This is a genomic window from Oleiagrimonas sp. C23AA, assembly GCF_011759385.1.
Lineage (GTDB): Bacteria > Pseudomonadota > Gammaproteobacteria > Xanthomonadales > Rhodanobacteraceae > Oleiagrimonas.
This window is the reverse complement of the sequence record NZ_JAARLY010000008.1, coordinates 1-26,039: the sequence shown is the minus strand read 5'-3', so window position 1 is coordinate 26,039 and position 26,039 is coordinate 1. Positions and strand designations below refer to the sequence as shown.

General features: G+C 65.7%; 26 protein-coding genes, 1 pseudogene and 1 riboswitch. Of the genes and pseudogenes, 17 read left to right on the top strand and 10 right to left on the bottom strand.

Going from position 1 to position 26,039, the window contains the following annotated elements:
- Positions 1–63: 63 nt before the first annotated feature.
- The gene (locus HBF24_RS13455) at positions 64–705 is read right to left on the bottom strand and encodes a response regulator transcription factor (RefSeq protein ID WP_167173769.1); all 642 of its coding nucleotides are present in this window, start codon (positions 703–705) and stop codon (positions 64–66) included.
- A gap of 63 nt (positions 706–768) precedes the next feature.
- Complete coding sequence (locus HBF24_RS13450; RefSeq protein WP_167173767.1) at positions 769–2,031, bottom strand: sensor histidine kinase; 1,263 nt, start codon at positions 2,029–2,031, stop codon at positions 769–771.
- Positions 2,032–2,312: 281 nt separating this feature from the next.
- Between HBF24_RS13450 and HBF24_RS13445 the strand changes: the two genes are divergently transcribed.
- The 5 genes from HBF24_RS13445 to HBF24_RS13425 all read left to right on the top strand — a co-directional run bounded on the left by HBF24_RS13445 (position 2,313) and on the right by HBF24_RS13425 (position 5,430).
- Positions 2,313–2,903 (top strand): GNAT family N-acetyltransferase, encoded by a 591-nt coding sequence (locus tag HBF24_RS13445; protein WP_167173765.1) that lies wholly within the window; start codon positions 2,313–2,315, stop codon positions 2,901–2,903.
- Positions 2,900–3,691 (top strand): septum site-determining protein MinC, encoded by a 792-nt coding sequence (gene minC, locus HBF24_RS13440; protein WP_167173764.1) that lies wholly within the window; start codon positions 2,900–2,902, stop codon positions 3,689–3,691. The genes HBF24_RS13445 and minC overlap by 4 nt, the downstream gene beginning before the upstream one ends.
- Before the next feature lie 151 nt (positions 3,692–3,842).
- Positions 3,843–4,655, top strand: a complete 813-nt coding sequence (minD, locus tag HBF24_RS13435) for a septum site-determining protein MinD (protein WP_167173762.1) — start codon at positions 3,843–3,845, stop codon at positions 4,653–4,655.
- Between the two features lie 3 nt (positions 4,656–4,658).
- Positions 4,659–4,922, top strand: coding sequence for a cell division topological specificity factor MinE (gene minE / locus HBF24_RS13430; RefSeq protein ID WP_167173760.1), 264 nt, complete (start codon positions 4,659–4,661; stop codon positions 4,920–4,922).
- Positions 4,923–4,932: 10 nt separating this feature from the next.
- Positions 4,933–5,430 carry a hypothetical protein gene (locus HBF24_RS13425; protein WP_167173758.1) on the top strand — a complete coding sequence of 166 codons (498 nt, stop codon included), beginning with the start codon at positions 4,933–4,935 and terminating at the stop codon, positions 5,428–5,430.
- A 111-nt stretch (positions 5,431–5,541) separates the two neighbouring features.
- Here HBF24_RS13425 and HBF24_RS13420 read toward each other — a convergent pair whose 3' ends face one another.
- Together HBF24_RS13420 and HBF24_RS13415 are read right to left on the bottom strand one after the other, a co-directional pair.
- Entirely contained in the window at positions 5,542–6,006 is a 465-nt protein-coding gene (locus tag HBF24_RS13420) for a DUF3887 domain-containing protein (protein ID WP_167173757.1), read from the bottom strand.
- Positions 6,007–6,188: 182 nt separating this feature from the next.
- The gene (locus tag HBF24_RS13415) at positions 6,189–7,448 is read right to left on the bottom strand and encodes a multidrug effflux MFS transporter (RefSeq protein ID WP_167173755.1); all 1,260 of its coding nucleotides are present in this window, start codon (positions 7,446–7,448) and stop codon (positions 6,189–6,191) included.
- 126 nt (positions 7,449–7,574) lie between these two features.
- A riboswitch (Fluoride riboswitch) is annotated at positions 7,575–7,668 on the top strand.
- A gap of 79 nt (positions 7,669–7,747) precedes the next feature.
- On the opposite strand from HBF24_RS13415, the gene crcB reads away from it, so the two are divergent.
- From crcB to HBF24_RS13395, 4 genes are all read left to right on the top strand, one after another.
- On the top strand, positions 7,748–8,134 hold the full coding sequence (gene crcB, locus HBF24_RS13410; protein ID WP_167173753.1) for a fluoride efflux transporter CrcB: 387 nt from the start codon (positions 7,748–7,750) through the stop codon (positions 8,132–8,134).
- 16 nt (positions 8,135–8,150) lie between these two features.
- Positions 8,151–8,498 (top strand): DUF190 domain-containing protein, encoded by a 348-nt coding sequence (locus HBF24_RS13405; protein ID WP_167173751.1) that lies wholly within the window; start codon positions 8,151–8,153, stop codon positions 8,496–8,498.
- An 82-nt stretch (positions 8,499–8,580) separates the two neighbouring features.
- Positions 8,581–9,699, top strand: coding sequence for a cyclopropane fatty acyl phospholipid synthase (gene cfa / locus HBF24_RS13400; RefSeq protein ID WP_167173749.1), 1,119 nt, complete (start codon positions 8,581–8,583; stop codon positions 9,697–9,699).
- Between the two features lie 235 nt (positions 9,700–9,934).
- Complete coding sequence (locus tag HBF24_RS13395; protein ID WP_167173747.1) at positions 9,935–11,509, top strand: GGDEF domain-containing phosphodiesterase; 1,575 nt, start codon at positions 9,935–9,937, stop codon at positions 11,507–11,509.
- Between the two features lie 131 nt (positions 11,510–11,640).
- Here HBF24_RS13395 and HBF24_RS13390 read toward each other — a convergent pair whose 3' ends face one another.
- The 3 genes from HBF24_RS13390 to HBF24_RS13380 are packed head-to-tail and all read right to left on the bottom strand — an operon-like array spanning position 11,641 to position 12,536.
- Entirely contained in the window at positions 11,641–11,961 is a 321-nt protein-coding gene (locus HBF24_RS13390) for a hypothetical protein (protein WP_167173745.1), read from the bottom strand.
- 27 nt (positions 11,962–11,988) lie between these two features.
- On the bottom strand, positions 11,989–12,372 hold the full coding sequence (locus HBF24_RS13385; protein ID WP_167173743.1) for a cupin domain-containing protein: 384 nt from the start codon (positions 12,370–12,372) through the stop codon (positions 11,989–11,991).
- A complete protein-coding gene (locus tag HBF24_RS13380) occupies positions 12,369–12,536 on the bottom strand; it encodes a hypothetical protein (protein WP_167173741.1) in 168 nt (55 codons plus the stop codon). The genes HBF24_RS13385 and HBF24_RS13380 overlap by 4 nt, the downstream gene beginning before the upstream one ends.
- A gap of 129 nt (positions 12,537–12,665) precedes the next feature.
- Here HBF24_RS13380 and HBF24_RS13375 point away from each other — a divergent pair, with 129 nt between their 5' ends.
- The 5 genes from HBF24_RS13375 (at position 12,666) to HBF24_RS13355 (ending at position 19,510) form a co-directional block, all read left to right on the top strand.
- Positions 12,666–13,559, top strand: a complete 894-nt coding sequence (locus HBF24_RS13375; protein WP_240922576.1) for a TraB/GumN family protein — start codon at positions 12,666–12,668, stop codon at positions 13,557–13,559.
- A gap of 148 nt (positions 13,560–13,707) precedes the next feature.
- On the top strand, positions 13,708–15,948 hold the full coding sequence (parC, locus tag HBF24_RS13370) for a DNA topoisomerase IV subunit A (protein ID WP_167173739.1): 2,241 nt from the start codon (positions 13,708–13,710) through the stop codon (positions 15,946–15,948).
- Between the two features lie 141 nt (positions 15,949–16,089).
- The gene (locus tag HBF24_RS13365; protein ID WP_167173738.1) at positions 16,090–16,365 is read left to right on the top strand and encodes a biotin--protein ligase; all 276 of its coding nucleotides are present in this window, start codon (positions 16,090–16,092) and stop codon (positions 16,363–16,365) included.
- Positions 16,362–17,138 (top strand): biotin/lipoate A/B protein ligase family protein, encoded by a 777-nt coding sequence (locus tag HBF24_RS13360; RefSeq protein ID WP_167173735.1) that lies wholly within the window; start codon positions 16,362–16,364, stop codon positions 17,136–17,138. Before HBF24_RS13365 ends, HBF24_RS13360 begins: the two co-directional genes overlap by 4 nt.
- A 14-nt stretch (positions 17,139–17,152) precedes the next feature.
- Positions 17,153–19,510, top strand: a complete 2,358-nt coding sequence (locus HBF24_RS13355) for a penicillin acylase family protein (protein WP_240922575.1) — start codon at positions 17,153–17,155, stop codon at positions 19,508–19,510.
- 1,218 nt (positions 19,511–20,728) lie between these two features.
- Here HBF24_RS13355 and HBF24_RS13350 read toward each other — a convergent pair.
- Positions 20,729–21,217: an 8-oxo-dGTP diphosphatase gene (locus HBF24_RS13350; RefSeq protein WP_167173731.1), complete on the bottom strand. Its 489-nt coding sequence runs from the start codon at positions 21,215–21,217 to the stop codon at positions 20,729–20,731.
- A 139-nt stretch (positions 21,218–21,356) separates the two neighbouring features.
- Between HBF24_RS13350 and HBF24_RS13345 the strand changes: the two genes are divergently transcribed.
- Entirely contained in the window at positions 21,357–22,178 is an 822-nt protein-coding gene (locus HBF24_RS13345) for a phosphodiester glycosidase family protein (RefSeq protein ID WP_167173729.1), read from the top strand.
- On the opposite strand, the gene dbpA is transcribed toward HBF24_RS13345, so the two are convergent.
- Positions 22,175–23,569 (bottom strand): ATP-dependent RNA helicase DbpA, encoded by a 1,395-nt coding sequence (gene dbpA, locus HBF24_RS13340; protein ID WP_167173727.1) that lies wholly within the window; start codon positions 23,567–23,569, stop codon positions 22,175–22,177. The genes HBF24_RS13345 and dbpA overlap by 4 nt on opposite strands.
- 452 nt (positions 23,570–24,021) lie before the next feature.
- Between dbpA and HBF24_RS13335 the strand changes: the two genes are divergently transcribed.
- Positions 24,022–25,278, top strand: a complete 1,257-nt coding sequence (locus tag HBF24_RS13335; RefSeq protein WP_167173726.1) for a phospholipase D-like domain-containing protein — start codon at positions 24,022–24,024, stop codon at positions 25,276–25,278.
- Between the two features lie 7 nt (positions 25,279–25,285).
- Here HBF24_RS13335 and HBF24_RS17365 read toward each other — a convergent pair.
- Positions 25,286–25,503 (bottom strand): annotated as a pseudogene (locus HBF24_RS17365) (transcriptional regulator).
- A 321-nt stretch (positions 25,504–25,824) separates the two neighbouring features.
- Between HBF24_RS17365 and HBF24_RS13320 the strand changes: the two are divergent.
- Positions 25,825–26,039 (top strand): transposase (locus tag HBF24_RS13320; protein ID WP_206064338.1); only part of this gene is annotated, 215 nt, incomplete at its 3' end.

Here is a 26,039-nt window from a genome sequence, read left to right as displayed (position 1 = left end):
TGCCAAACCGATGAAAAGAAAGAAGCCTACACGGCCTGAAAAACGCCCGCGTTAAGGTCCTGTCTACACAATACCAAGCTCGAGCGCCTTGAGAACCGCACGCGTGCGATCACGCACACCCAGCTTGGAAAGGATATTGGACACGTGGTTTTTAACCGTGCCTTCGGCCACGCGCAATGAATTGGCGATTTCCTTGTTGCTGTAACCGCCGGCCAGTAAACGCAGTATTTCAGTTTCGCGCTCGGTGAGCGGGTCGGGCTGTTCCAGACTGGAGAACTGGTTCTGGATGCGACCGACACCGGCCAGCAGGCGCTGGGTGACCACCGGCGCCACCAGCGAGCCGCCACCGGCCACGGTGCGCACCGCTTCGACCAGCTGCTCCAGCGACACATCCTTCAGCAGATAACCGCGCGCGCCGGCCTTCAGGCCCGACAGCACCAGCTGATCGTCATCAAAGGTGGTCAGGATCACCGTCGGCGGCAGCTCGTTGCGAGCCGACAGTGTCTGCAGCACTTCGATACCGGTCATGTTGGGCATGCGAAGGTCCAGCAGGACCACGTCCGGACGCGCCTTGGGAATGGCTTCGACAGCCTGCTTGCCATCGGCGCACTCGGCCACGACACGAATATCGGGCGCCAGGTCGAGCAGTGAGCGGATGCCCTGGCGTACCAGGTTCTGATCGTCAACCAGACATACGGAAATCATAGGAATCCTCGAAGCGTCGCGTGCCGGCCCTGCATTGCATCGTCGGCACCTCCCCTGAAATGATCATGCGCCAGCGTCGGGCATCGGCGCGTCACCCACGCCCGACGCGCCCTCGCCGGCGCCTGCGGCCAATGAGCGTACCGCACCCGAGCGCGACGTGGCGGCCTCCAGCGGCATATTGAGGCGTAAATGGAAACCACGCGACTTGCCGGTGATCAGCTCCAGGGAACCGCCAAACTCGGCCAACCGCTCGCGCATGCCGGTCAGGCCATTGCCCGGGCGAAGATCGCGTGCGCCGCGACCGTCGTCATGCGCATCGATACCGAGTACGCCACCGTCGTCGATGCTGAAGGTCAACCACAGGTTGCGCGCATGGGCGTGACGAACCGCATTGGTGACGATCTCCTGCACGCAGCGCAACACCACCTGCGCGCGCTGGGGATCCTCGATGGCAAAACGCGGCGGCAGCTTCAGATGCACATGGAGCGACGGCACGCCCTCGATCAGGCTGCGCAGCGCCTGGGTCAGATCCAGCTCCTCGTCCTGACGCAGCTCGCTGACCACCTCGCGCACGTCGGCCAGCAGGTGCTTGGCCGTCTTGCGCGCCATACCCACGTGCTCGGCGGCCGGCGAGGTGACCAGATGACTGGCCACTTCCAGATTCAGGCTGAGCGCGGTCAGGTGGTGGCCGACCAGATCATGCAGATCGCGCGCGATGCGCATGCGCTCGGCAATACGGCTGGACTCGGCCAACAGCGCGCGCGTGGCGCGCAATTCAGAGTTGAGCTGGCGCTGGCGCTCGCGCTCCTCGGCCTGCTGGCTGGCCACCCAGGCGGCAACGAAGGTCAGCGCCGAGCTGCCCAGATAAATGAACGACTGCACGAAGGCCAACGTCAGGCTATGCCCGTATTCGGGAAAGGTGAAGAACACCATCACCAGGCTCAGGTTCTGCACCACCATCCAGGCCACGCCGATCCAGAACGGCACCAGCAGTGGCAGCACCACAGCCACCACCACCATCAGCATCGCCGACAGGCCGCTGTGGCTATACCAGCCCACCGCAATCGAGGCCATGGTCATCGCCGCCAGACCGATCAGCTTCAGCATCCAGTAGCGGCGCGAGCCCAGATTGCGCGTCAACAGCCAGTACAGCACGCCGAACAGCAGGTAATAGGCCACCCACCACAACAGCGCCATGTTCGGGCGATGCAACAGGTTCAGGCGATGATCGGCCCATGTCGTCACCAGCGGCATGCCCACACATACATAGGTGAACAGGCCGGCGTAACGCAGAAGGCGCAGGTGATTGAACTGGGACCAGGGCATGCCCCGCATCATAGGCGCCCGGCCGCGACACGCAATCGGCCCGAAGTCATGGCCCTACACCAAGTCATCAAAACAGGCTCTTAACGCGGCGAACGTTTTTATGTATGTGTACGGGAGGGCATGCGATAATGCGCGCCGTCCCACGTAAGGCCTGCGATGGATCGGGAGGCTCGGCAGGGCGATCCGTCGCGCGATGCACGTACGCCAGAGAAGGCGACTGCGTCCGGACGGTCGCGTCCCGACACGCCCTCGTCGCCAACGATTTTCAAGCGGAGCAACGAATGGTCCTGGCCATCCGTGACGTGCGCGAGCACGACCTGGAAGCAGTGCTGGCGCTCAACAACGCCGCCGGCGCCGGTATCTTGTCGATGAGCGAAGCGCACGCGCGCCATCTCTACGACATTGCCGACTATTTCCGTGTAGCCGAAGTGGACGGTAAGGTGGCCGGCTTCCTGATCGCCGTGCGCGAAGACGCCGATCACGACAGTCCCAATTTTCTCTGGTTTCGCGAACGTTACGAGCAGTTTGTGTATATCGATCGTATTGTGGTGGGCAGCGGCTGGCGCCGTCATGGCCTGGGTCGCGTGTTTTATTGCGACGTTCAAAGTTTTGCCGAAGTGCGCGTGCCGCACCTGGCCTGTGAAGTGTTTCTCGAGCCGCGCGACGACGCGACCCTGCTGTTCCACGGCACCTATGGCTTCCAGGAAGTGGGTCAGCAGGTGATGCCGGGCAACCAGCGCCGTGTCAGCATGCAGGCCAAGGCGCTGCCCAGCTTCGACTACGTGCGCGACACCTACGGCCACGCCCTGCCCGCTCAGCCCTGGCTGAGCGAGCGCGAGCACATCCAGCAGCGTCGGGAGGCTTCCGCATGAGCACGGCCGCCCCCGCCATGGAAGCGGCCGACCTGCGCTTTGGCCAGGTCGGCATCGCCTGCGTGCGCGTGCGCCATGCCGATCCGGCCGCGCTTTGCGCCGAGCTGGAACGGCGCGTGCAGGCCGCGCCCCAGTTGTTCACCCGCGCCGCCGTGGTGCTTGACTTAAGCCACCTGCTGGACCTGCCCGGCGACGGCATGGTCGATGCGCTGCTCGAGGCGGTGCGTTCGGCCGGCATGCTGCCGGTGGGCCTGGCCTACGGCACCAAGGACACCGAAGCCCTGGCACAGCGCATGGGCCTGCCGCTGATCGCCAAGTTCCGCGCCGCCTACGAGCGCGACAACGGCGAACTGGCCGCGGCGCCTCCGCCGCCGGCCGCGCCGGCGCCTGCCCCGGCACGCGCTCCCGCTCCGGCACCCACGCCGGCGCCTGCTGCACCGGCGGCCTCCAGCGAGGGCGCCAGCACCGCGCAGCGCCACAGCCAGCCGATCCGCTCAGGTCAGCAGGTCTATGCGCGTGGGCGCGATCTGGTGGTGTCCGCGGCAGTGGCCAATGCCGCCGAGATCATTGCCGACGGCTCCATCCATATCTACGGTCCGCTGCGTGGCCGTGCGCTGGCCGGTGCCCAGGGCGACGAGGATGCGCGCATTTTCTGCAGCGACTTCCGCGCCGAACTGGTCTCCATTGCCGGCCAGTACCGCGTCTTCGAGCAGATTCCGCCGGAACTGGATGGCCAGTCCGTGCAATGCTGGCTGGAAGACGGCAAGCTTTTGATCGAACGACTTTGATGGACCACGCGCACCGCAGGGGTGTGCGCGTGATCCACGCACCGGGGCCGGCGCCGGACAGCGGCGCTACCGGCACCGGTGACCTTGAAAACCTCAACATCGTCACAGGCCATCCAAGGCCGTTGCACCCAACATTTTCGGAGACACTCCCTTGACAGAGATCATCGTCGTCACTTCGGGTAAAGGCGGAGTTGGCAAGACCACCACCAGTGCCTCGCTGGCCACGGGCCTGGCACAGGCCGGCAAGAAGGTGGCCGTAATCGACTTCGACGTCGGTCTGCGCAACCTCGACCTGATCATGGGCTGCGAGCGCCGCGTGGTTTACGACTTCGTCAACGTCATCCAGGGCGAAGCCACGCTCAAGCAGGCGCTGATCAAGGACAAGCGCAACGACAAGCTGTTCGTGCTGGCCGCCTCGCAGACCCGCGACAAGGACGCGCTGACCCAGGAAGGCGTGGAAAAGGTCCTGGACGAGCTGAAGAAGGAAGGCTTCGATTACGTGGTCTGCGATTCGCCCGCCGGTATCGAAAAGGGCGCGCATCTGGCCATGTATTTCGCCGATCACGCCATGGTGGTGGTGAACCCGGAAGTATCCTCGGTACGCGATTCGGATCGCATCCTGGGCCTTCTGGCCAGCAAGACGCGCCACGCCGAAGGCGGCCAGGCCACCGTCAAGCAACACCTGCTGCTGACCCGCTACAACCCGGTACGCGTGGAAGCGGGCGAAATGCTCTCGGTGAAGGATGTGGAAGACATCCTGGGCCTGCCGGTGGTCGGCGTGATTCCTGAATCGGAAAACGTGCTGGCTGCCTCCAACGCCGGTGAGCCGGTGATCCTGGACGCCCAGTCGATGGCCGGCCAGGCCTACGCCGATGCGGTGGCCCGTGTGCTGGGCGAGGAGCGCCCGCTGCGCTTTCTGGAAGTACCCAAGAAGGGTCTGTTCAAACGCATGTTCGGAGGCTGATCCATGGGCATTCTCGACTTTCTGCGCGCCAAGCCGAAGAACACCGCCTCCATCGCCCGCGAGCGCCTGCGCATCATCGTGGCCCAGGAACGCAGCACCCGTGGCGGTCCGGACTACCTGCCGCTGCTGCGCAGCGAGCTTCTGGAAGTGATCCGCAAGTACGTCAATATCGATCCCGAAGCGGTGCAGGTGAACCTGGAAAGCGACACCGGCCACGACGTGCTGGAGCTCTCGGTAGCCCTGCCCGACGACGAAAAGAAGAGCTGAGCGCGATCGCATGACGCACGGCACGGCCGGCACCGACGAAGCCCGCGTCACCCGCGTGGGCCAGATCGGATTCCAGACCCCGGCGGCCCTGTTGGCCGGCTACGGCCTGCGCCTGCACAGGGTCGAGGATGGCCAGCCGATTCCCGGCAGCTATTGGGGTGAACCGGAAGCGGGCATCATCGGCTGCGATGTCTATGCGCGCGATGACACGCCGGTGCACTCGCTGCTGCACGAGGCCTGCCATCTGATCGTGCTGCCGCCGGAGCGCCGCGCGGCGGTGCACACCGATGCCACCGATTCCATAGAGGAAGAGGACGCCTCCTGCTACCTGCAGATCGTGCTGGCCGATGCCCTGCCCGGTGTCGGTCGCGCGCAGCTGATGGCCGACATGGACGCCTGGGGCTACAGCTTCCGGCTGGGCTCGACCCAGGCCTGGTTCAGCCACGATGCCGACGATGCGCGGCGCTGGCTGATCGGGCACCAGCTGCTACCCGCCGACGCCGCCTGAGCGTTACCGGCTCTCGGACCAAACAAAAAGCGCCGCCCGAAAGGACGGCGCTTTTTCGTTGTGGCTGCAGTTGCTCGCTCGGGAGCAACGACTCCGTTCAACGCCCGGTGATCAGGACTTGGACGGCGCCTTCTTCATCGCGCCAATGCGGAAGGCCAGCACCTTGCCCTTGCTGTTACAGGCCACTTGCGCGCCCAGCTGTGCCTTGTTGTAGCTCATCGGCACCATCACCAGGGTGTACTTTTTGACCTTGCGCGCCTGCGGCGTGCCCAGCTCGGGGTTCTTGCCGTACTTGTCGGTCAGCTTCTTCCAGCCGGCCTGCAGCTTGGCATCGGTCATCTTGGCGTGCAGACGCGGATCGAAGTGCGATGTGGCGGCCGACACATCACCGGCATCAAGCTTGTTGATGATGTCATCGGCGGCGTTGGTGCAGGCGGATTTCTCGGCCGGCGTCGGCATGCTCATGGCGGCCTTGGAGGCGGCCTGGCCCTTCTGCGCGTTCTGAGCGGCCACGGCCGGGGTGGCGACGGCGCCGCAAGCGGCCAGGGAAAGCATCATCAGAAGCGGTTTCTTCATAGGGCTTCAAATCTCCGTTCGTTGGGTGAGTGCGCACGAAACGACGAGTGTCGCCTCGCCCGTCGAACGCGCCGGCCTCACACCGGCACGCAAGGCTGAACCTTCTCCCTAGGCTCAAGCCCATGGCCGGCAATGTCAAAGAAGCCGCGTAGCCGCGGTTCACGTTCGTCGCGTCAGCCGACTCAGCCGGACTCGCTCTCGGCGACCACGTCGAAGGCCTCGCCGTGCACCGGCCGGTCGGCCTCGCGCCCGGCCATGTGCCGATAGCCCAGCCAGGCAACCAGGCCCGTACCGGTGATGGCGCAGGCGCCCAGCGCCAGGCTCAGCATGTGCGCCGACAACAGCGGCGAGAGCACACCGGCCACCACCGCGTTGAACATCAGATTGACGCAGGCCTGCACCGAGGAGGCCGCGCCACGCGCTGCCGGAAAGCGCTCCAGCAGCAACAGCGTGATGGTCGGGAAGGCCATTTGCACGCCCAGTCCCTGCACCACCAGCGGCAGCATCGACCACGGCAGCATGGCCTGCGGCAGCGCCAGTGCCAGCACCAGGTGCGCAGCGCACGCCACCAGCATCAGCGCATAACCGATACCCACCGTGCGCGCCGTGCTGATGCGCTCGGCCAGATGACCGGAAAACCAGCTGCCGCCGACCAGCCCTATCACCACCGGCACGAACAGCCACGGGAAGCCATCCGCCCCCAACCCCAGGTGCCGAGTCACGATCACCGGCGCCGAGGCGATGAACAGGAACAACGAGCCGAAATTCACCGTCGCCGCCACCGCCAGCGGCCAGTACAGGCGATCGCCGACAATGCTGCGATAGGCCGCAAACAGCGGGCCGGGACGGAACGGACTGCGCATCGCGGCCGGGTGCGACTCTTCCAGCAGCAGGCCGCAGATCACCGCCAACACCAGCGCGAACGCCGTCAGCGCGAAGAAAATGCCGCGCCAGCCATCGATACCCAGCAGCCACGCGCCGACGATCGGCGCCAGCGCCGGCGCCACGCCGAAGATCATCATCACCTTCGACATCAGCTTTTGCGCCGCCGCGCCTTCCAGGCGGTCACGCACAATGGCGCGCCCGACCACGATGCCGGCACCGGCGCAGCCACCCTGCAGCGCCCGGCACACCAGCAGCCAGGCAAAACTGGGCGCAAACGCGCCGCCCAGCGAGGCCAGTGCATACAGCGCCATGCCGATCACGATGACCGGCTTGCGCCCGTAGGCATCGGACAGCGCGCCATGGAACAGGCTCATGCCGGCGTAGGCCACCAGGTAGGTGGCCACGGTCTGCTGCACGGCGGCCTCGGTAACGGCAAAGTCGTGACCAATGCCCGGGAAACCGGGAAAGATGGCGTCGATCGAGAACGGCCCGATCATCGAGAGGCCGGCCAGAAGGAAGGCCAGCAGTCCATGGCCTTGGGCGCGATGGCGTGTCATCAGTTGCTATCCGGTCGCATGCGGCGGCGCCCCTTCCCCGGCGTCGCCATCGAAACAGCCGCGCATTGTACGCACTTGCCTTGTCGCCCGCCGTGGCGCTGCGACGCGGCTGCGGCTAACATCGACAGGCAAGCGGGAGATGGCATGCCTCCTGTCCGGTCACGTCAGGCCGGACGAACCGCCAGGGCGAAACCCTCTGGTTGATGATGCCTGCTCCACCGGATCTGCCGGAGGCGCAGGCGCGCACGCCATTCCTCTGGCCCGATTCGACTTGTTACCTTGCACTTGAAGGAGAGCCGATGGGCATCACTGCAATCATCGCCGTGTTCAGCGGCGCCGGTCTTGGCGCATTGCTGCGCTGGTGGCTGGGCGTCGCCCTTAACCATGTTTTCCCCACGCTGCCACCGGGCACCCTGGCGGCCAATCTGCTGGGCGGCCTGATCATGGGCTGCGCCATCGCCTTTGTGGCCCATCATCAGGGCGTTCCCGCCTTCTGGCGACTGTTCGTGATGACCGGCATGCTGGGTGGCCTGACCACCTTTTCCACGTTCTCGGCCGAGGCCACCACGCTGCTGCTGCGCCAGCAGTACATGTGGTTTGCCAGCCACGTGGCCGTCCACGTGATCGGTTCGCTGGCCATGACCGTGGCTGGCCTTACGCTGACCCGCGCGCTGCTGCGCAGCTGATCGACAAGGAGCCCCCATGAGCGAGATCAACCACACCACGCGCCAGGGCACCAACCTGCGCTTTTTCATGACCTCCAACGCCAAGCACAAAGGCAAGCTGCTGTACGAATGGCTGCTGGAACTGGCGCATGACAAGCGCCTGGCCGGCGGCTCGGTGTATCGCGCCATTGCCGGCTTTGGCCGCCACGGTGTGCTGCACGAGGAGACCTTCTTCGAGCTGGCCGGCGATCAGCCGGTGAAGGTGGAATTCATCCTCACCGACGGCGAAGCCGATGCCTTGCTGGAGTCGGTCATCGAGGCTGGCGTGGAACTGGTGTACGAACGTTCCCAGGTGGAATACGGCATGTTGACGAAAGCTAGCTGATAGTTGCCAGGCTAAACCCCAAGTCGCGGCGACCGGAGCGTTGCCGGTCGCCTCTTGAGCGTGTCCATTCGAAGGAGTGTCCATGAGTCAGGATTCATTGCGAGAACGCGCCGAGGCGCTGCTGGAACATGCCGGCATCCGCATCGACGGTGACAGCCCCACCGATATCCAGGTGCACGATTCGCGTGTGTATTCACGCGTGTTCGCGCACGGCTCGCTGGGTCTGGGCGAGGCCTACATGGACGGCTGGTGGGACGCCGAGGATCTGCCCGGCTTCTTCACCAAGGTGCTGGCCTCGCATCTGGATGAACACCTGAAAACCCTGGACACCCTGCTGGCGCATCTGAAGGCGCGCTTCATCAACCTGCAGCGCGGCCAGCACGCCTGGGAAGTGGGCGCCACCCACTACGACCTCGGCAATGACCTGTTCGAGGCCATGCTCGGCCAGCGTCTGGTTTATTCCTGTGGTTACTGGGCCAATGCCACCAATATCGATGAGGCGCAGGCGGCCAAGCTCGATCTGGTCTGCCGCAAACTGCGGCTCCAGCCCGGCATGCGTGTGCTCGATATCGGCTGTGGCTGGGGCGAGGCACTGAAATACGCGGCCGAGCACTACGGGGTGCAAGGCGTCGGCGTCACCATCTCCAAGGAGCAGGCCGAATACGCGCGCGCGCTGTGCCAGGGCCTGCCGGTGGAGATTCGCCTCACCGATTACCGCGACATGGACGAGCAGTTTGACGCGGTCTATTCCATCGGCATGTTCGAGCACGTCGGGCAGAAGAACTACCGCACCTACTTCGAAGTGGTGCGCCGCTGCCTGAAACCGGAGGGACTGTCGGTGCTGCACAGCATCGGCAGCAACGGCAAGCCGTCCCAGCCCGATCCGTGGATCGAGAAATACATATTCCCCAACTCGATGATCCCAGCCGCCAGCCAGGTCAGCGCGGCGCTGGAAGAGCTGTTCGTGGTCGAGGACTGGCACAACTTTGGCCCCGACTACGACACCACGCTGATGGCCTGGAAGGCCAACTTCGACGCCGCCTGGCCCGAGCTTTCCAAGAACTACGACGAACGCTTCCGGCGCATGTGGCATTTCTACCTGGCCTGCTCGGCCGCCGTGTTCCGCAGCCGTCGCGATCAGCTCTGGCAGCTGACGCTCAGCCCGGAGGGGGTTCCCGGCGGCTACCGGGTGCCGCGCTGACACAGAGCTACTCCTGGACTTACCTGGAATGGGGGACTCTGGTATTCAGGAAAGAGCCGGACTAGTCTTGAGTCGAGCGCGTCCATGGAGGACGGCGTTGGGGGGGGATATGCCGGAAACCTTGACCACGCGGTTGATGGTGGACGATGACGACCCGGGTACAACGGCAAGGGCCGGGTTCAACGCATCCAGCGGACCGCCATTTGCCGTCCCGACCTTTGACGCGGTCGCGCGCATGGTCGCCAGCAGCGTGCACGCCAACAGCGTGGTACTGGCACTGGCCGATGGCAGCGCCTTCTGGTACATCCCTGCCGATGTTCCGGGGGAGCGTGAGCAGCTTCATCCGCTGCTCATGGAGGCGGCGCGGCGCCACTTGCCTCATGTCATTGGTGACCTGTGGAGCGCAGGCATCTCCGCCGACCGCTGCAGGACGGTGCGATTTTTCGCCAGCGAGCCGATCATCACACTGACCGGCACCCATGCCGGCGCCCTGTGCGTGCTGGACGAACAGCCACGCCCACGGCTGGAACAGGCCGAGGTCGACGCGCTGCGCGATGGTGCCGCAGTACTCGCCCAAAGCCTGGTGTTGCGCGATTACCTGGGTCGCACCGACCCGGTGACCCAGCTGCCCAATCGCGATGCGTTCTTCCAGGATCTTCGCGAACGCTTCGACGCCGGCATGCAGCGCGTGCAGGTGGCGGCCATCGAAGTGGCGCCGGTGCAGCGTTTCAATGCCTTTGTTCGCGCCATGGGGCATCTTTACAGCGACACCTTGATGCGCCAGGCCGCGGCGCGCATCTGCGCCTGGCACCGCCACGAGCACCATCTTTATCAGGTGGGCCCCTCGCGTTTTGCCATGGTGTTCAACGACGACGCGCTGCCGGGCGATGTCCAGGCGTGCGACCAGCTGGTGGCCTCACTGCGCGAACCGATCGACTGCCAGAGCATCCCGCTGACCTTGCAGCCAGGTGTGGGCCTGCTCCAGGTCGATGCCGGTGAGCTCGCCAGCGCCGACCCGCTGCGACGGCTGATGAGCGCGTCGTACATGGCCATGCTGTCGCCACGCGGCTGGGCCTACTACAGCCCCGACGATGACGACCAGCACCGCCAGTCGTTCTTTCTGGTCACCGAGCTATCGACCGCGCTGCGCGACCACAATCACGAGTTCGAGCTGCACTATCAACCACGCATCGACCTGGAAACCGGCCGTTGTGTCTCCGTGGAGGCACTGGCGCGCTGGCGCCACCCCACGCTCGGCTACATCCCGCCCAGCCAGTTCGTGGCGCTGGCCGAGCAGTCGGCACTGATGCGCATGCTGACCGACTGGGTGTTCGAGGAAGGCTGCGCGCAACTGGCACGCTGGCGCGGCGCCGGGCGCGACATCGGGCTGTCATTCAATGTCTCAAGCAACGATATCGTCAACATCCTGATCGAGCGGCTGGAAACGATCACCCGCCGTCACGGTCTGGAGCTGGATGGCCTGGAACTGGAGTTCACCGAAACCAGTCTGATGCAGCAATGCGGCGCCACGCATGAACGACTTCGGCACCGGCTACAGCAACCTGAGTTACCTGCGGCAGATGCCGGCGTCGACGCTGAAGATCGACCAGTCGTTCGTGCGCTCGATCATGGACAGTCCGGACGATGCCACCATCGTCAGTTCGGTGGCACACATGGCACGCCGACTGGGGTTCCGGGTGGTGGTCGAGGGCGTGGAAAACGAAGCGATCTTCAACATCGTGCGCGACATGGATTGCGACGAAGTGCAGGGCTACTACATCGCCCGCCCGATGCCGGCCGCGGCACTTGATCAATGGCTGGACCGCTACACTGCTGCGCCATTGCCGCCGCGACAGGCGCATAGCTTGCCGGCCTGATAAAGCGCCCGCCACCCTTTTGGCGCACCCGCGCCTTGCCACGCCAAAGCAGGCAACGAGCCAGTCAGGGCGAGGAACCGGCAGCGGGGCCTCCAGTGGCGAGTGCCAGCGCCACCTCGGCCATCTCCTGCTCCACCATCTGCCGCGCGGTGAAGGGATCGGCTCCGGTGAGCCTGCGGAACATACGTACCGCCGGCATTTTCTGGTTGCGCTCAAGATGGGGACGCACCGTCGCCAACGCCTCGGCTTCCAGCTTCACACCCTGCGCCTTGGCCAGCTGCTGTAGCTGGCGCCACATGAAAGCGTGGTGCTTTTCGCTTAACACGCCGCGCCAGGCCGTACCCACCAGCACGACCACTACCGGCCAGAACCATTCGTTGACCATCACAACAACCTCCGTGTCGACCGGACATCAAAGCCAGGCCTGATCTTCCTGCGCCACCGTTTGCGCCACCTGATGCTGACCCGTGTGCGCGGTGCTGGCCGGCTCGATCAGCACAATGTGCGTGTCGGGCGTGGCCTGCGGGCAGTGCTCGATGCCCTTCGGCACCACGTACATGTCGCCCGGCCCCAACACTACCGATGGCTCGCCATCGGGAAGCCGAAGGTGCAGGGTCAGCTCGCCCTTGATCACCAGGAACAACTCGTCCTCGTGCTCATGGGCATGCCACACAAGCCGGCCCTCGCCTTTGGCCAGTTTCACCAGCTGGCCGTTGCACTGGGCCACGATCTTCGGCGTCCAGGTTTCCTGGAACAGCGCGAACTTCTCGGCCAGCGATACCTTGCCTGCACTCATGACGTGCGCCCCGAAGCCTGCGGTTTGCGGCGCAATAGCCGCCCCCAGAAGAGTGTCTCGGCACCCATGCCCAAGGCGAAAAATACCCACGCGCCCTGGATCAGGCCGGCCAGGTAAAAACCGGCTGCCAGCAGCAGGAAGGCAAGCGTTGCCAGATGTTTCACGGATCGGCTCCTTGGATATCAACGCACTCACTATGCGTCGCCCGCCGCCGAAGCGCCAGTGTGTGGGCGATATGTGCAGCCCCTTCTAGCGGTATGCTGTCGGGCAAACAAAGACACGGATCCGGTCCCATGCGCCGATACTCGCCCCTGCCCCGTCGGTGGCTGCTCGCCTGCCTTCTGTTTCCCATGCTGTGGATGGCCAGCGGCACAGCCTTGGCCAAACCGGCACTGTGGAAGGTCAGCCAGGGCAGCAGCACGCTGTACCTGTTCGGCACTGTGCATCTGATGTCCGACAGCGCCAAGTGGGAATACCCGGCGCTGAAAAAAGCCATGGCCGCCAGCCAGGCGCTATATATCGAGATCACCGACGACAACCCCGCCAACATGCAGGCGCTGGTGATGAAGTACGGCGTGGACATGCAGCATCCGCTCTCGGACAAGCTGGACCCGGCCGACCGCAAGCGCCTGGCCGCCGCGGCCAAGAGCGCCGGCATGCCCGGCGGCATGGCTGCGCTCAACATCATGCAGCCGTGGCTGGCGGCGGTGACACTGACCGTGGTGCCGCTGGTCAAGGCTGGCCTTGACCCCAAGGCCGGCGCCGACAAGGTGATCAAGCGCCAGATGAGCGCGGCCGGCAAACCGGTGCACGGTCTGGAAACCGCCGAGCAGCAAATCCGCATGCTCGCCGACATGGCGCCGAAAACGCAGATCGCGTTCCTGAAATCGGCACTGGATGATATCGACGACGGCGCCGCCAAGCTGCGCAAGCTCACCGACGCCTGGCAGCGCGGTGACGTCAATGCCATCGCGCGCTTTGCCGATGCCGACATGCGCAAGGCCAGCCCGGTGGTCTATCAGCACCTGCTGGTCGATCGCAACAAACGCTGGGCGCCGCAGCTCAAGGCCTTGCTGGCCAAGCCCGGTACCCGCTTCGTCGCCGTCGGCGCGGCCCACCTGGCCGGCCCGGACAGCGTGCAGCATCAGCTCGCAGCGCTGGGACTGCATGCCGAACGCGTGCAATAGCCGGCCGCAAAGCACTGACCCGCGCCAGGCTCGCACGCACCGTCGCAGGCGGCGCGACAGCGCCGCGGTATCACGCTGTGCCTGCTTTCTGGCACCATCGCTCTGATTGCCTGCGCGCAAGCGTGCGCGCCTCACGATGCAAAAAATTATGAACCTGCAAGCCAATTACGAACAGATTCCGCTGAAGGAATACGCCGAGCGCGCGTATCTGGATTACTCCATGTACGTGGTGCTCGAGCGCGCGCTGCCGTTTATCGGCGATGGCCTCAAGCCCGTGCAGCGGCGCATCGTCTACGCCATGAGCGAGCTGGGCCTGGCCTCCAGCGCCAAGCCGAAAAAATCCGCGCGCACCATCGGCGATGTCATCGGCAAATTCCATCCGCACGGCGACAGCGCCTGCTACGAAGCCATGGTGCTGATGGCGCAGCCGTTCTCGTACCGCTATCCGCTGGTCGACGGCCAGGGCAACTTCGGCTCGCCGGATGACCCCAAAAGCTTCGCCGCGATGCGTTACACCGAGTCCAAGCTCAACCCCATCGCCGAAGTGCTGCTGGGCGAACTGGGCCAGGGCACGGTGGAATGGAACGCCAACTTCGATGGCACGCTGGAAGAGCCGGCCTACCTGCCGGCGCGGCTGCCGCATGTGCTGCTCAACGGCTCCATGGGTATCGCGGTGGGCATGGCCACCGACATCCCGCCGCACAATCTGCGCGAAGTGGCCGCGGCCTGCATCCATCTGCTGGACGAGCCGGAAGCCGGCATCGCCGAGTTGATGACGCATATCCGTGCGCCCGACTACCCGACCAAGGCCGAGATCATCACCCCGCGCAAGGAGCTGACGGCGCTGTATGAAACCGGCTCCGGGTCCGTGCGTACACGCGCCATCTTCCACGTCGAGGATGGCAACGTGGTGGTCACTGCGCTTCCCTATCAGGTCAGCCCGTCCAAGGTGCTCGAGCAGATCGCCGCGCAGATGCGCGCCAAGAAGCTGCCGATGCTGGAGGACCTGCGCGACGAGTCCGACCACGAAAACCTGATCCGCCTGGTGCTGGTGCCGCGTTCCAGTCGCATCGACACCGAGGCGATGATGCGCCACTTGTTCGCCACCACGGACCTGGAAAAGAGCTACCGGGTCAATCTGAACATGATTGGCCTGAACGGCCGTCCGCAGGTGAAGAACCTGCGCCAGATCCTGACCGAATGGCTGCGCTTCCGTACCGATGCGGTCACGCGCCGCCTGCAGCACCGCCTAGAGAAGGTCGAAAAGCGCCTGCACCTGCTCGATGGCCTGCGCATCGCCTTCCTGAATCTGGATGAGGTGATTCGCATCGTGCGCACCGAAGACGAGCCCAAGACGGTGCTGATGGACCGCTTCCGGCTGTCGGACGTGCAGGCCGATTACATCCTGGAAACGCGCCTGCGCCAGCTGGCCCGTCTCGAGGAAATGAAGATCAATGCCGAGACGGACAAGCTGGAGGAAGAGCGCGCGCGCATCAACGTGCTGCTGAAATCCCCGGCCAAACTGCGTGGCCTGATCAAGCAGGAACTGACCGCCGATGCCGAGAAATTCGGCGATGCGCGGCAAGCGCCACTGGTCGAACGCGAAGCGGCCCAGGCGCTGGATGAAAGCGCGCTGGTGACCTCCGAGCCGGTAACCATCGTGCTCTCGGCCAAGGGCTGGGCGCGCGCGGCCAAGGGCCACGATGTCGACGCCGAGGGGCTGAGCTATCGCGAAGGCGACCAGTGCCTGGCGTTCGCTCGCGGGCGCACCAACCTGCCGGCGATATTCATCGATTCCACCGGCCGCAGTTACTCCACGCCGGCGCACACACTGCCCTCGGCACGCGGCAATGGCGAGCCACTGACCGGACGCTTCAGTCCGCCGGCCGGAGCCGAGTTCCAGGTCATCGCCACCGGCGACAACGACACCCGGTTGGTGCTGGCCTCGGACTTTGGCTACGGCTTTGTCACCCAGGTCGGCGCCCTGGGCGGGCGCAACAAGGCCGGCAAGCAGTCGATCAGCCTTCCCAGCGGCGCGCGCGTGCTGCCGCCAGCCTATGTCGGCGACCCGGCGCGCGATCGCATCGTGGTCGCCACCAACGATGGCCACCTGCTGATGTTCTCGGTGGCCGAATTGCCTGAACTGGACAAGGGCAAGGGCAACAAGCTGATCGACATTCCCAAGGCACGCCTGAGCTCGGGTGACGAGCGCGTGGCCGGCATCACCGTGGTCAGCGAAGGCAGCGGCGAAGTCACCCTGTTCGCCGGTCAGCGCAAGCTGATCCTGAAATGGGCCGACCTGGTCGAGTACGGTGGCAACCGCGCCAGCCGTGGTGGCGTGCTGCCGCGCGGTTTCCGTCGCGTCGATCGCCTGGAAACCACCGGCTGAGCCGGGCCAGAAGACATGTGCGCCCGGTCACGCCCGGCGCCCATGGGCGGTTCCATTGGTACCCATCCTGCTGCAAGCTGTGCACCCATTGGATGGTTCGGGGGCGCGCATACGTGCCCGAACCGCATGCAGGAGCACGACATGCATGGCGAATACAAAGTCCCCGGTGGCAAGCTGGTGGTGGTGGACCTGAGCGTCCACGAAGGTCGCCTGAGCCAGGTACAGGTCTCGGGCGACTTCTTTCTGGAACCGGCTGAAACCCTGGGCGCCATCAACGCGGCGCTGGAAGGCCAGCCGGTATCGGCCGACGAGGCGGCGCTGGCGCGCCGCGTGCAAAAGGTGCTGGAACCACCGGTGGCCACCTTCGGTTTTGACGCCAACGCCGTGGCCGTGGCCGTGCGCAGGGCACTGTCATGAGCCGGCCGCGCTGGAACGATCTGGACTGGCAGCTGGTGCATGAGGCACCGCAGATGCCGGCCTTGCACATGGCGCTGGACCAGGTGCTGACCGATGCGGTGGCGCAAGGCGAGCGCCCCCCCACACTGCGCGTGTGGGAATGGGCGGGCCCGGCCGTGGTGATCGGCCGCTTCCAGTCCCTGCGCAACGAAGTGGACGCCGACGCCGCCCGCCAGCACGGCATCGATGTGGTGCGGCGCATCAGCGGCGGCGGCGCCATGTTCATTGAACCGGGCAACACCATCACCTATTCGCTGTACGCGCCGGAGAAGATGGTCGAGGGCATGTCGTTCGCCGAGTCGTACGCGCACCTGGATGCCTGGGTCATCGAGGCGCTGGGCGCGCTGGGCATCAAGGCCTGGTATCAGCCCCTCAACGACATCGCCTCGGAGATCGGCAAGATCGGTGGCGCGGCGCAGACCCGCCGCGGCGGCGCTGTGCTGCATCACGTGACCATGGCCTACGACATCGACGCGGCCAAGATGCTCAACGTGCTGCGGGTGGGTCGGGAAAAGCTGTCGGACAAGGGCACCACCAGCGCCGACAAGCGCGTGGACCCTTTGCGCAGCCAGACCGGCCTGGCCCGCGAGGCGGTGATCGACCGCATGATCGCCACCTTCCGCCAGCGCCATGGCCTGCGTGACCACGCCTTGAGCGCGCAGGAAAAAGCCCAGGCCGAGCAACTGGTCGAGGAGCGCTTCGCCACGCCGGAGTGGACCGGCATCGTGCCATGACACGCGCGCCAAGGATGGCGCTTGCCCTCGCCGGCATCGCGCTGGCACTTGCCGTGCTGGCACTGGCCGCCGGCTACCTGCTGCTGGCCGGCAGCAAGCCCGTGCTCGACGGCCGGCGTCATGTCGTCGGATTGACGGCACCGGTCACGCTGGACCGCGACGCGCTCGGCGTGGCGGTGATCCACGCCAATAACCGCACCGACGCCGCCTACGCGCTGGGCTTTGAACACGCGCAGGAACGCTACTTCGAGATGGACCTGATGCGCCGCGTGGGTGCCGGCGAGCTGGCCGCGCTGGTGGGACCGGCCGCGCTGAAGCTGGACATGGACCATCGTCGCCATCGCTTCCGCGCACGCGAACACGCTCGCATGCGCACGCTGCCACCGGCACAGCAAGCCGTGCTTGCCGCGTATACCCGTGGCGTCAACGCCGGCCTGGCCGCCCTCAGCGTGCGCCCTTGGCCTTACCTGTTGCTGCGAACTCGACCCAAGCCGTGGCGCCAGGAAGATACGCTGCTGGTGCTCGACGCCATGTTCTTCGACCTCAATGCCGGCGGCGACAACCAGCGCGAGCTGGACAACGCCCGTGCGACCGCCGCACTGCCCGCCCCGCTGTTGCGCTTTCTGACCACACGCGATGATCGCTGGGCGGCGCCGCTGGTGGGTGAAGGCGCGGCCGTGAAAATGGCGCCCATGCCGGGGCCGGATGTCATCGATCTGCGCCAGGCACCGGCCACCTCAGACCCCATGCAGGCCTCGCCTTCGCGGGCTTTTCCCGGCAGCAACAACTTTGCCGTCGGCGGCGCGCTGACCGGCGCCGGCGGCATGCTCGCCAACGACATGCATCTGGGGCTGCGCGTGCCCAACATCTGGTTTCGAGCGCAGATCAACTATCACGACGCGCAAGGCCGTGCCGTGCAGCTCAACGGCGTCACCCTGCCCGGTGCACCGATGCTGGTCGCCGGCAGCAACGGACATATCGCCTGGGGCTTCACCAACAGCTATGGCGACTGGATGGATGATGTGCGCATCCACCTGGACCCGCACGATGTCACCCGCTACCGCGTGCCAGGCGGCTGGGCACCGCTTTCCATCCACCATGAAGTGATCCACGTGAAAGGCAGCGCCGACCGCACGCTCACCGTGCGTGACACGCGTTGGGGTCCAATCATGGCGCGCGATGTCGATGGCACGCCGCTGGCCGTCGATTGGGTGGCGCAACACCCGCGCTCGCACAATCTGGATCTGCTGGCGCTGGAAACGGCCACCAGCACGGCGCAGGCGCTAGCCATCGGTCCGCACATCGGCATTCCGCCGCAGAACCTGCTGGTCGCCGACGCCAAGGGCCATATCGGCTGGACCATCACCGGCAACGCGCTACCGCTGCGCCATGGTTTCGATCCGGCGCTACCGGCCGATTTCGACACCGTCGGTACGGGTTGGACCGGTTTTGCTCGCCCCGACCAGTACCCGCACATCATCGATCCCCCCGGTGCGCGGCTATGGACGGCCAACAACCGCACCACGTCCGGCGCCTGGCTCAACCTGCTGGGTGACGGCGGCTACGCACGCGGCGCACGGGCGCGGCAAATCCGCGATGACCTTCGTGCCCGCCAGCACTTTTCGCCCACCGACCTGTTGGCGATCCAGCTGGATGATCGGGCGGTGTTTCTCGGCCGCTGGCACGATTTGCTGGCACGCCTGGTCGCCCGTCACGACACCCTGCGGCCACTGGCCGAACCCGTGGCCCACTGGCAGGCACGTGCGGCCGTGGACAGCGTGGGTTATCGCGTGGTCCGCGATTTTCGTGGCTGCGTGGCCGATGCCACATTCGCGCCATTCACCGCCCGCGTACGCAAGCGGTTCTCCGATTTCCACTGGCCCCGCCGCAGCGAAACCGCGCTTTGGCGCATGGTCAGCGAGCGGCCGATGAACCTGCTCGATACCCGCTACGCCAGTTGGGACGCATTGCTCGCCGGTTGCGGCCGGAAGGTGATGCGGCACCTTTCATCGCTGCCCGGTGGCTTGCGCGCGCAGACCTGGGGCAAGCGCAATACCGCCACCATCGACTACCCACTGGCGCGCGCCCTGCCAGGCTGGCTGGGGCGCTGGCTCGACATGCCACCCGATCAGCTGCCCGGCGACCGCGACATGCCGCGCGTGCAGGCGCCGGCCTTCGGGGCATCGGAACGCTTCGGCATCATGCCCGGCCACGAGGCGGCCAGTTACCTGCACATGCCCGGCGGTCAAAGCGACAACCCACTTTCACCGTTCTATGGCGCCGGTCACCAAGCCTGGGTAAAGGGCCGGCCCACACCGCTGCTGCCAGGCCCGATTCGCCACCACCTGACGTTGATGCCCGCCGCCCACTGAAATCACCACGTCCTGTGGCGACCCCGCGAACGGACGAGGCTGGCCGACTCAAGCTCGCCTCAACGAAGGCCCCAGCACGCACCTACCCCCACCCAACCTCCCCCTGCCAGCAGGGGGAGGAGCCAATCACCGCGCCACCCGGCACCTTGTCAGCCCAGGCCATCTGCCCCCGGCTATCGAGGGCCGACTGCCAGGTGCCAGGTGCCGGCCGATGCCACTCCCTCCCCTGCTCGCAGGGGAGGGGCCAATCACCGCGCCGCCCGGCACCTTGTCAGCCCAGACCATCGGCCCCGGCTATCGACTGCCGACTGCCAGGCGCCGGGTGACGGGTGCCGGCCGACGCCACTCCCTCCCCTGCTCGCAGGGGAGGGCCGGGGTGGGGTCACGCCCTTGCCTCAAGGCCGCCGCCCGCCGCTTGGCCACCACCTGACATTGACGCCGGCCACCTACTCAACCCGGCGACCCGGATGCTCCGTGATGCTGGGTCGAGCGGGCGAAGCCAGACGATTCAAGCTCGCCTCAACGAAGGCGTCAGCAAGCATCTACCCCCACCCAACCTCCCCCTGCCAGCAGGGGGAGGGCCAATCACCGCGCCGCCCGGCACCTTGTCAGCCCAGACCATCTGCCCCCGGCTATCGAGTGCCAGGTGCCGACCGATACCACTCCCTCCCCTGCTTGCAGGGGAGGGCCGGGGTGGGGTCACGCCCTTGCCTCAAGGCCGCCGACCACCGCTTGGCCACCACCTGACATTGACGCCGGCTGCCTACTCAAAAAAACCCGCACTCGGCGATCCGGCTGCTCCGTGATGCTGGGTCAAGCGGGCGAAGCCAGACGATTCAAGCTCGCCTCAACGAAGGCGCCAGCAAGCATCTACCCCCACCCAACCTCCCCCTGCCAGCAGGGGGAGGAGCCAATCACCGCGTCGCCCGGCACCTTGTCAGCCCAGACCATCTGCCTCCGGCTATCGAGTGCCAGGTGCCGGCCGATACCACTCCCTCCCCTGCTCGCAGGGGAGGGGCCAATCACCGTGCCGCCCGGCACCTTGTCAACCCAGACCATCTGCCCCCGGCTATCGACTGCCAGGTGCCGGCCGACGCCACTCCCTCCCCTGCTCGCAGGGGAGGGTTGGGGTGGGGTCAGGCACTTGCCTCAGGATCACCCAAGGCACGCTCCGCGGGCTCGCCATCACGACTCAATGCAGTTTTCACTCACGACGAATCAGACCCGCGAGAACGACCACGCCTGCATGCGCCCACCACGATAGGGCATCACGCCGTGGAAGGGCCGCGGGTCGTCGTCGAACACCAGCGGGATAAAATGGCGGTCGCCCTCCCACATGGGCAGTTCCATCAGCCGCTCGCGCGCCACCCATTCCAGCGTGCCCTCGCGGTTCTCGGTCTGCACCTGGCCCGAATAGCGGGTGATGATGAAGATGAAACCCAGCCAGTCCTCGCCGTGCTTGCCAAAGCCGGGCCAACTGATGGTGCCGCGCAGGTGCATGTCGTGCACCTCGATACCGGCTTCTTCGGCAATCTCGCGGCGCATGCAGGCGGCGATGTCCTCGTCGGCTTCCAGCTTGCCGCCAAGGCCGTTGTACTTGCCCAGATGATGGTCGTCCGGGCGCGCATTGCGGTGGATCATCAGCACCTGGCTGCCGTCCTCGCTGAGCACGTAGCCCAGGGTGCCGACAATGGGGGTGTAGGGCATGGCTTTCACACCTTGCGGGAAAAACGCCCAGTGTACGCCAGCGCCGTCGTGGCGCCGTAGCCTGGGTCGCCGCCATAAATGAATGCATCCGTTCAGTCTTCGCTTGCCAGCTCGACCCGCTACGGCGACCATCAAGCGCATGCGCGAACGATCCCTTCCGGCCCGTGGCCGCAATGCGCCGGTACGCTGGCTGGCCGCCGTGGCCCTGGCGTTCGGCACGGCCGCCCTGCCCGCCTGCTCGCAGCCACCCAGCGGTGTGGACAGTCGCACCGTGCGCTACAACGGGCTGGATTATCACGTAGTGCGCATCGACCTTCGCACTCAGCGCCTGGGCCTTTACTGGCGCGACCCGGGCAATGATCAGCCGTTTTCCAGCATCGATGCGCTCAAGGCCTGGGGCGAATCGGACGGGCGCCACCTGCTGTTTGCCGCCAACGCCGGCATCTACGATCACAAAGGCGCGCCGCTGGGCCTGTACGTGGAAAACGGCAAAACCCTTGTGCCGCTCAACACCGTGCATGGCGACCCGCGCGCGGGCAATTTCTCGTTGCAGCCCAACGGCGTATTCGCCATCGACGCCAACGGTCAGGCCTCGGTGATGACCACGCGCGCCTTCCATGCGGCGCGCCCGCGTGTGCGCTGGGCCACGCAGTCCGGGCCCATGCTGGTGATCGGCGGTCAGCTCAATGCGCAGTTCCTGGCCGATTCCAACAGCCTGAAATGGCGCTCGGGCGTGTGCGCGGTCACGCCACACCAGGTGGTGTTCGCCATCAGCGAGGCACCGGTGAACTTCCATACCTTCGGCGAGCTGTTCCTGAAGCGCCTGGGCTGCGACAACGCGCTGTACCTGGATGGCACCATCTCGCAGATGTATGTGGATGGCCAGGGCTACTTCGGCGCGCCGGGCTTCATGGTCAAACCCTACGCCGGCATGTTCGCGGTATTTGGCAAGCGCCGTTAGTCGAGCGCGCGCACGCGGAAACTGCGTCCCTTGATGCGGCCGCTGCGCAGGCGTGACAACGCCTGCTTGGCCTGGTCGCGGGCGATCGCCACGTAAGCACGTGTGGCGTACACGTCGATCTTGCCCAGATCCGCGCCATCCATGCCGGCCTCGCCAGTGAGTGCGCCGACGATATCGCCCGGACGCAACTTGTCGCGACGCCCGGCATCGATCACCAGCGTGCGCATCGGCGCCAGTTGCAAGGTCTTGCCAGCCGCCGCAGCCAGCTTCAGCGGATGCCAGGCAAGCGGCTCACCCGAGATCTGCTCGATGTTGGCGGCCTTGGGCCGCTCGCGTGGCGTGCACAGGGTGATGGCCAGGCCCGTCTCGCCGGCGCGACCGGTGCGACCAATGCGGTGGGTGTGCGTGTCCGGATCGTGCGCCACGTCGTAGCTGACCACCAGCGGCAAGGCGGCAATATCCAGCCCGCGCGCGGCCACGTCGGTGGCCACCAGCACGTTGCAGCTGCGGTTGGCAAAGCGCACCAGCACTTCCTCTCGGTCGCGCTGCTCCATGTCGCCATGCAAGGCCAGCGCCGAGAACCCGCGCTGATCCAGCTCGTGCGCCACGGCGTCCACATCACGGCGCATGTTGCAGAACACCAGGGCCTGCAAGCTGTCATCACCACCGCGCGGGCGGGTCAGCAACTGCGCCAGGGCGTCGGCCTTGCGCGTCGGCTCCACCTCGATGAAGCGCTGCTCGATGGCCGGCGCGGCTGCCACTTCGTCGGTCTGCACGGTCACTTGCACCGGATCGTGCTGCAGGCGGGTGCTGGCTTCACGGATGGCCGCCGGCCAGGTGGCCGAGAACAGCAGCGTCTGATGGTGCTTGGCGATGCGCTTGACGATGTCGTCGATGGCATCGGCAAAACCCATGTCCAGCATGCGGTCGGCCTCGTCCAGCACCAGCGTGCGCACGGCGCCAGCATGCAGGCTGCCGCGCTTCAGATGCTCCTGCACGCGACCGGGCGTGCCGACCACAATGTGCGGATCGTGGCTCAGCGAGGCCAGCTGTGGACCCAGCGGCATGCCGCCACACAAGGTCAACACCTTCACATTGGGAATGGCCGCAGCCAGCTTGCGCAACACCTTGCTGACCTGATCGGCCAGCTCGCGCGTGGGGCACAGCACCAGCGCCTGCATGCGCACCAGCGATACATCCAGTGCCTGCAGCACACCCAGTCCGAACGCCGCCGTTTTGCCGCTGCCCGTCTGCGCCTGGGCGATCACGTCACGTCCTGCCAGCACCGCAGGCAGGCTCTGTGCCTGCACCGGCGTCATGCGGGCATAGCCAAGGGTGGCGAGGCTGCTCAGCAGTTCCTCGCGCAGAGAGAGCGCATCAAAGGTATCCATGGCCCTATGATCGCACGGCGCGCGTTGGCACGGTGGGCCTCCATACCACCGACACGGCATGGCGGATGGCACCAGCCCCCTTGCGGAGTGCCATCGCCACACCGGACTTCGCGGCGCTTACCGGTGCCCCCAACAAGTCAACCGCCCCAAGGCAGGCAATGCGCATTCGTTGGTGTTCCCTGCCGCCTGCACACACCTCCTGCCACTCAATCCTGCGCCGGTTTGCGCCGTCCGCTGGAAGGGACAATGGCGTTGCGCGCTTTCCGTCGTGCTTTTCCGGCGGCACCCGTGAACTTGGGCCAGGCCACCCGCGGCCGGGCTTGCCGACACCACGGCACGCTTTCTGGCATCCGGACGCAAGCGTCGCCCCAACGGCCTGGCCCTTGCCGCCCATTGCGGGCGTGACCTTCAGGCGCTATAAACGTTACATTGTAACTTTCACCTGCTCACCCATGACTCTTCGCTCCCGCTGGCTGGGCTCGCTGGCCGTTCTGCTGTGCACCGCAGTGTCGGTCCATGCCGCCGATACCCGTCCCTCGTTCCAGATTGTCGAGAGCGTGCCTACCGGCACCATCTACGGCGAGCCCGGCGCGCCCCGCACGCAGGCGGTATGGCTGGACATGATCGGCCATGCGCAAAAGCGCATCGACATTGCCGCGTTCTACTTTTCGCAAAAGCCCGGCGCCAGCGGCCCGCTGGCCAGGGTGGTGCAGGCGCTGGCGGCACGCGCCAAAGCTGGCGTCAAGGTACGCATCCTGATGGGCACCACCTTCGCCAAGGAAACCCACGCCGCGCTGGCGCCGCTGGCAACACTGGCCAACGTGCAGATTCGCGAACTGCCCATGCACTCGCTTACCGGTGGCGTGCTGCATGCCAAATACATGGTGGTGGATGGCACCTCGGTGTTCGTCGGCAGCCAGAACTGGGACTGGCGCGCGCTCACTGAAATCCACGAGGTCGGCGCGCGCATCACCAATGCGCGCTTTGCGCGCACGTTTGATGCGGCGTTTGCCTTCGATTGGAATGTTGCCGCCGACCGCAGCCTGCCCAAGGCGCAGCGCCGCGCCGTCAACGCGCTCGCGTTCTCGCCCATCGGCATGGGCAACCCGGTCACGCTGACCGATACCCACGGCCAGACGCTCACCGCCTTTCCCGCGTTCAGCCCGCCTGCGCTCACACCGCGCGGATTGACCGCCGAACAACCGGCGCTGGTGCAAATGATTCGCCACGCCCGCCACTCGCTGATGATCCAGGTGATGACCTTCACCGCCATTCACGATTACGGCCCGAAGGGCTGGTGGAGCGAGGTGGACAGCGCCGTGCGCGATGCCGCTGCCCGCGGCGTCAAAGTGCGCATCATCATTGCCGACTGGGCCCTGCGCGAGCCGATGCAGGCCTACCTGAAAAGCCTGGCCGTGCTGCCCAACATCTCGGTGAAGTTCAGCCGCGTGCCGCCGGCCGCCAGCGGCTTCATCCCCTATGCCCGCGTGGAGCACGCCAAGTACGCCGTGGCCGATGACGATGCTGCCTATATCGGCACCGGCAACTGGGGCTGGAGCTACTTCAACGACACCGTGGATGCCTCCGTGTTCGTGCACGGCACAGGCCCCGCCGACACGCTGACGCGCATCTTCGATCGCGACTGGGACGGCCCGTACACCCACGTGCTGGATATCGGCACACAGTACATGCCGCCGAAAAACCACTGAGGCGCATTCAATCGCGCGACGCCCCGTACTGGAACACCCGCTCCATCGGCACACCAAACAGCTGCGCGATCATGAAGGCCACCTCCAGCGAGGGCGAATACTTGTTGCCCTCGATGGCGTTGACCGTCTGCAGGAATCAGCCTTACTAACGCTAAGGTAAGCCGACGAAAAGCCGCGCAGCGGATTATTGGTCGGCTTCAAGCACTTGTTAGGCAGGTGTTCCATAGTGCGCCTGTCTATGACAGTTGGGGCAAAGCGCGACTGCGTTTTCAACGGTGTCCGGTCCGCCATCGGCTAATCGCTCGCGGTGGTGGACCTCTAGGTAGGGCTCTCCTGTGCTCCGCCGAACAAACGGTGCGGGTTCCTTGCAAGCCTCACAATTCCCGTTTGCCCGCTCCAGCACGAATGCTGCAACTTTGGGGTCTCGGATATAGGTGGTGGCCGCAACTAGGATCTTCTCTGGAGTGACGTTACCCGAAAGGGCGTGTCCTAGATTTTGTGTAAACGGGTCCCTGGCAGGACACTGCCGACTGACCCGGAGACACCATGACCTCACGCAAGCACGACGTGCCCGAGGAGCTGCTTAGCCAGCTGCTGGCCAACTACCAGAACCCTGAAGACCTGATCGGCGAGAATGGCCTGCTCAAGGAGCTGACCAAGCGCCTGGTCGAGCGCGCCCTGGATACGGAGATGACCGAGCACCTGGGGCACGACAAGCACCAGAGCGTCGGCAACGCCAAGGGCAATACCCGCAACGGACG

Excerpts from the sequence above, each read along its gene's own strand:
- HBF24_RS13355 (WP_240922575.1), top strand. The coding sequence starts at position 17,153 with ATGGCGCTTGCCCTCGCCGGCATCGCGCTGGCACTTGCCGTGCTGGCA.
- minC (WP_167173764.1), top strand. The coding sequence starts at position 2,900 with ATGAGCACGGCCGCCCCCGCCATGGAAGCGGCCGACCTGCGCTTTGGC.
- parC (WP_167173739.1), top strand. The coding sequence starts at position 13,708 with ATGAACCTGCAAGCCAATTACGAACAGATTCCGCTGAAGGAATACGCC.
- HBF24_RS13415 (WP_167173755.1), bottom strand. The coding sequence starts at position 7,448 with ATGACACGCCATCGCGCCCAAGGCCATGGACTGCTGGCCTTCCTTCTG.
- HBF24_RS13375 (WP_240922576.1), top strand. The coding sequence starts at position 12,666 with ATGCGCCGATACTCGCCCCTGCCCCGTCGGTGGCTGCTCGCCTGCCTT.
- cfa (WP_167173749.1), top strand. The coding sequence starts at position 8,581 with ATGAGTCAGGATTCATTGCGAGAACGCGCCGAGGCGCTGCTGGAACAT.
- HBF24_RS13445 (WP_167173765.1), top strand. The coding sequence starts at position 2,313 with ATGGTCCTGGCCATCCGTGACGTGCGCGAGCACGACCTGGAAGCAGTG.
- HBF24_RS13385 (WP_167173743.1), bottom strand. The coding sequence starts at position 12,372 with ATGAGTGCAGGCAAGGTATCGCTGGCCGAGAAGTTCGCGCTGTTCCAG.
- crcB (WP_167173753.1), top strand. The coding sequence starts at position 7,748 with ATGGGCATCACTGCAATCATCGCCGTGTTCAGCGGCGCCGGTCTTGGC.
- HBF24_RS13335 (WP_167173726.1), top strand. The coding sequence starts at position 24,022 with ATGACTCTTCGCTCCCGCTGGCTGGGCTCGCTGGCCGTTCTGCTGTGC.
- HBF24_RS13350 (WP_167173731.1), bottom strand. The coding sequence starts at position 21,217 with ATGCCCTACACCCCCATTGTCGGCACCCTGGGCTACGTGCTCAGCGAG.
- HBF24_RS13405 (WP_167173751.1), top strand. The coding sequence starts at position 8,151 with ATGAGCGAGATCAACCACACCACGCGCCAGGGCACCAACCTGCGCTTT.
- HBF24_RS13390 (WP_167173745.1), bottom strand. The coding sequence starts at position 11,961 with ATGGTCAACGAATGGTTCTGGCCGGTAGTGGTCGTGCTGGTGGGTACG.
- HBF24_RS13395 (WP_167173747.1), top strand. The coding sequence starts at position 9,935 with ATGGTCGCCAGCAGCGTGCACGCCAACAGCGTGGTACTGGCACTGGCC.
- minE (WP_167173760.1), top strand. The coding sequence starts at position 4,659 with ATGGGCATTCTCGACTTTCTGCGCGCCAAGCCGAAGAACACCGCCTCC.
- HBF24_RS13420 (WP_167173757.1), bottom strand. The coding sequence starts at position 6,006 with ATGAAGAAACCGCTTCTGATGATGCTTTCCCTGGCCGCTTGCGGCGCC.
- HBF24_RS13345 (WP_167173729.1), top strand. The coding sequence starts at position 21,357 with ATGCGCGAACGATCCCTTCCGGCCCGTGGCCGCAATGCGCCGGTACGC.
- HBF24_RS13360 (WP_167173735.1), top strand. The coding sequence starts at position 16,362 with ATGAGCCGGCCGCGCTGGAACGATCTGGACTGGCAGCTGGTGCATGAG.
- HBF24_RS13450 (WP_167173767.1), bottom strand. The coding sequence starts at position 2,031 with ATGCCCTGGTCCCAGTTCAATCACCTGCGCCTTCTGCGTTACGCCGGC.
- dbpA (WP_167173727.1), bottom strand. The coding sequence starts at position 23,569 with ATGGATACCTTTGATGCGCTCTCTCTGCGCGAGGAACTGCTGAGCAGC.
- HBF24_RS13425 (WP_167173758.1), top strand. The coding sequence starts at position 4,933 with ATGACGCACGGCACGGCCGGCACCGACGAAGCCCGCGTCACCCGCGTG.
- HBF24_RS13365 (WP_167173738.1), top strand. The coding sequence starts at position 16,090 with ATGCATGGCGAATACAAAGTCCCCGGTGGCAAGCTGGTGGTGGTGGAC.
- HBF24_RS13455 (WP_167173769.1), bottom strand. The coding sequence starts at position 705 with ATGATTTCCGTATGTCTGGTTGACGATCAGAACCTGGTACGCCAGGGC.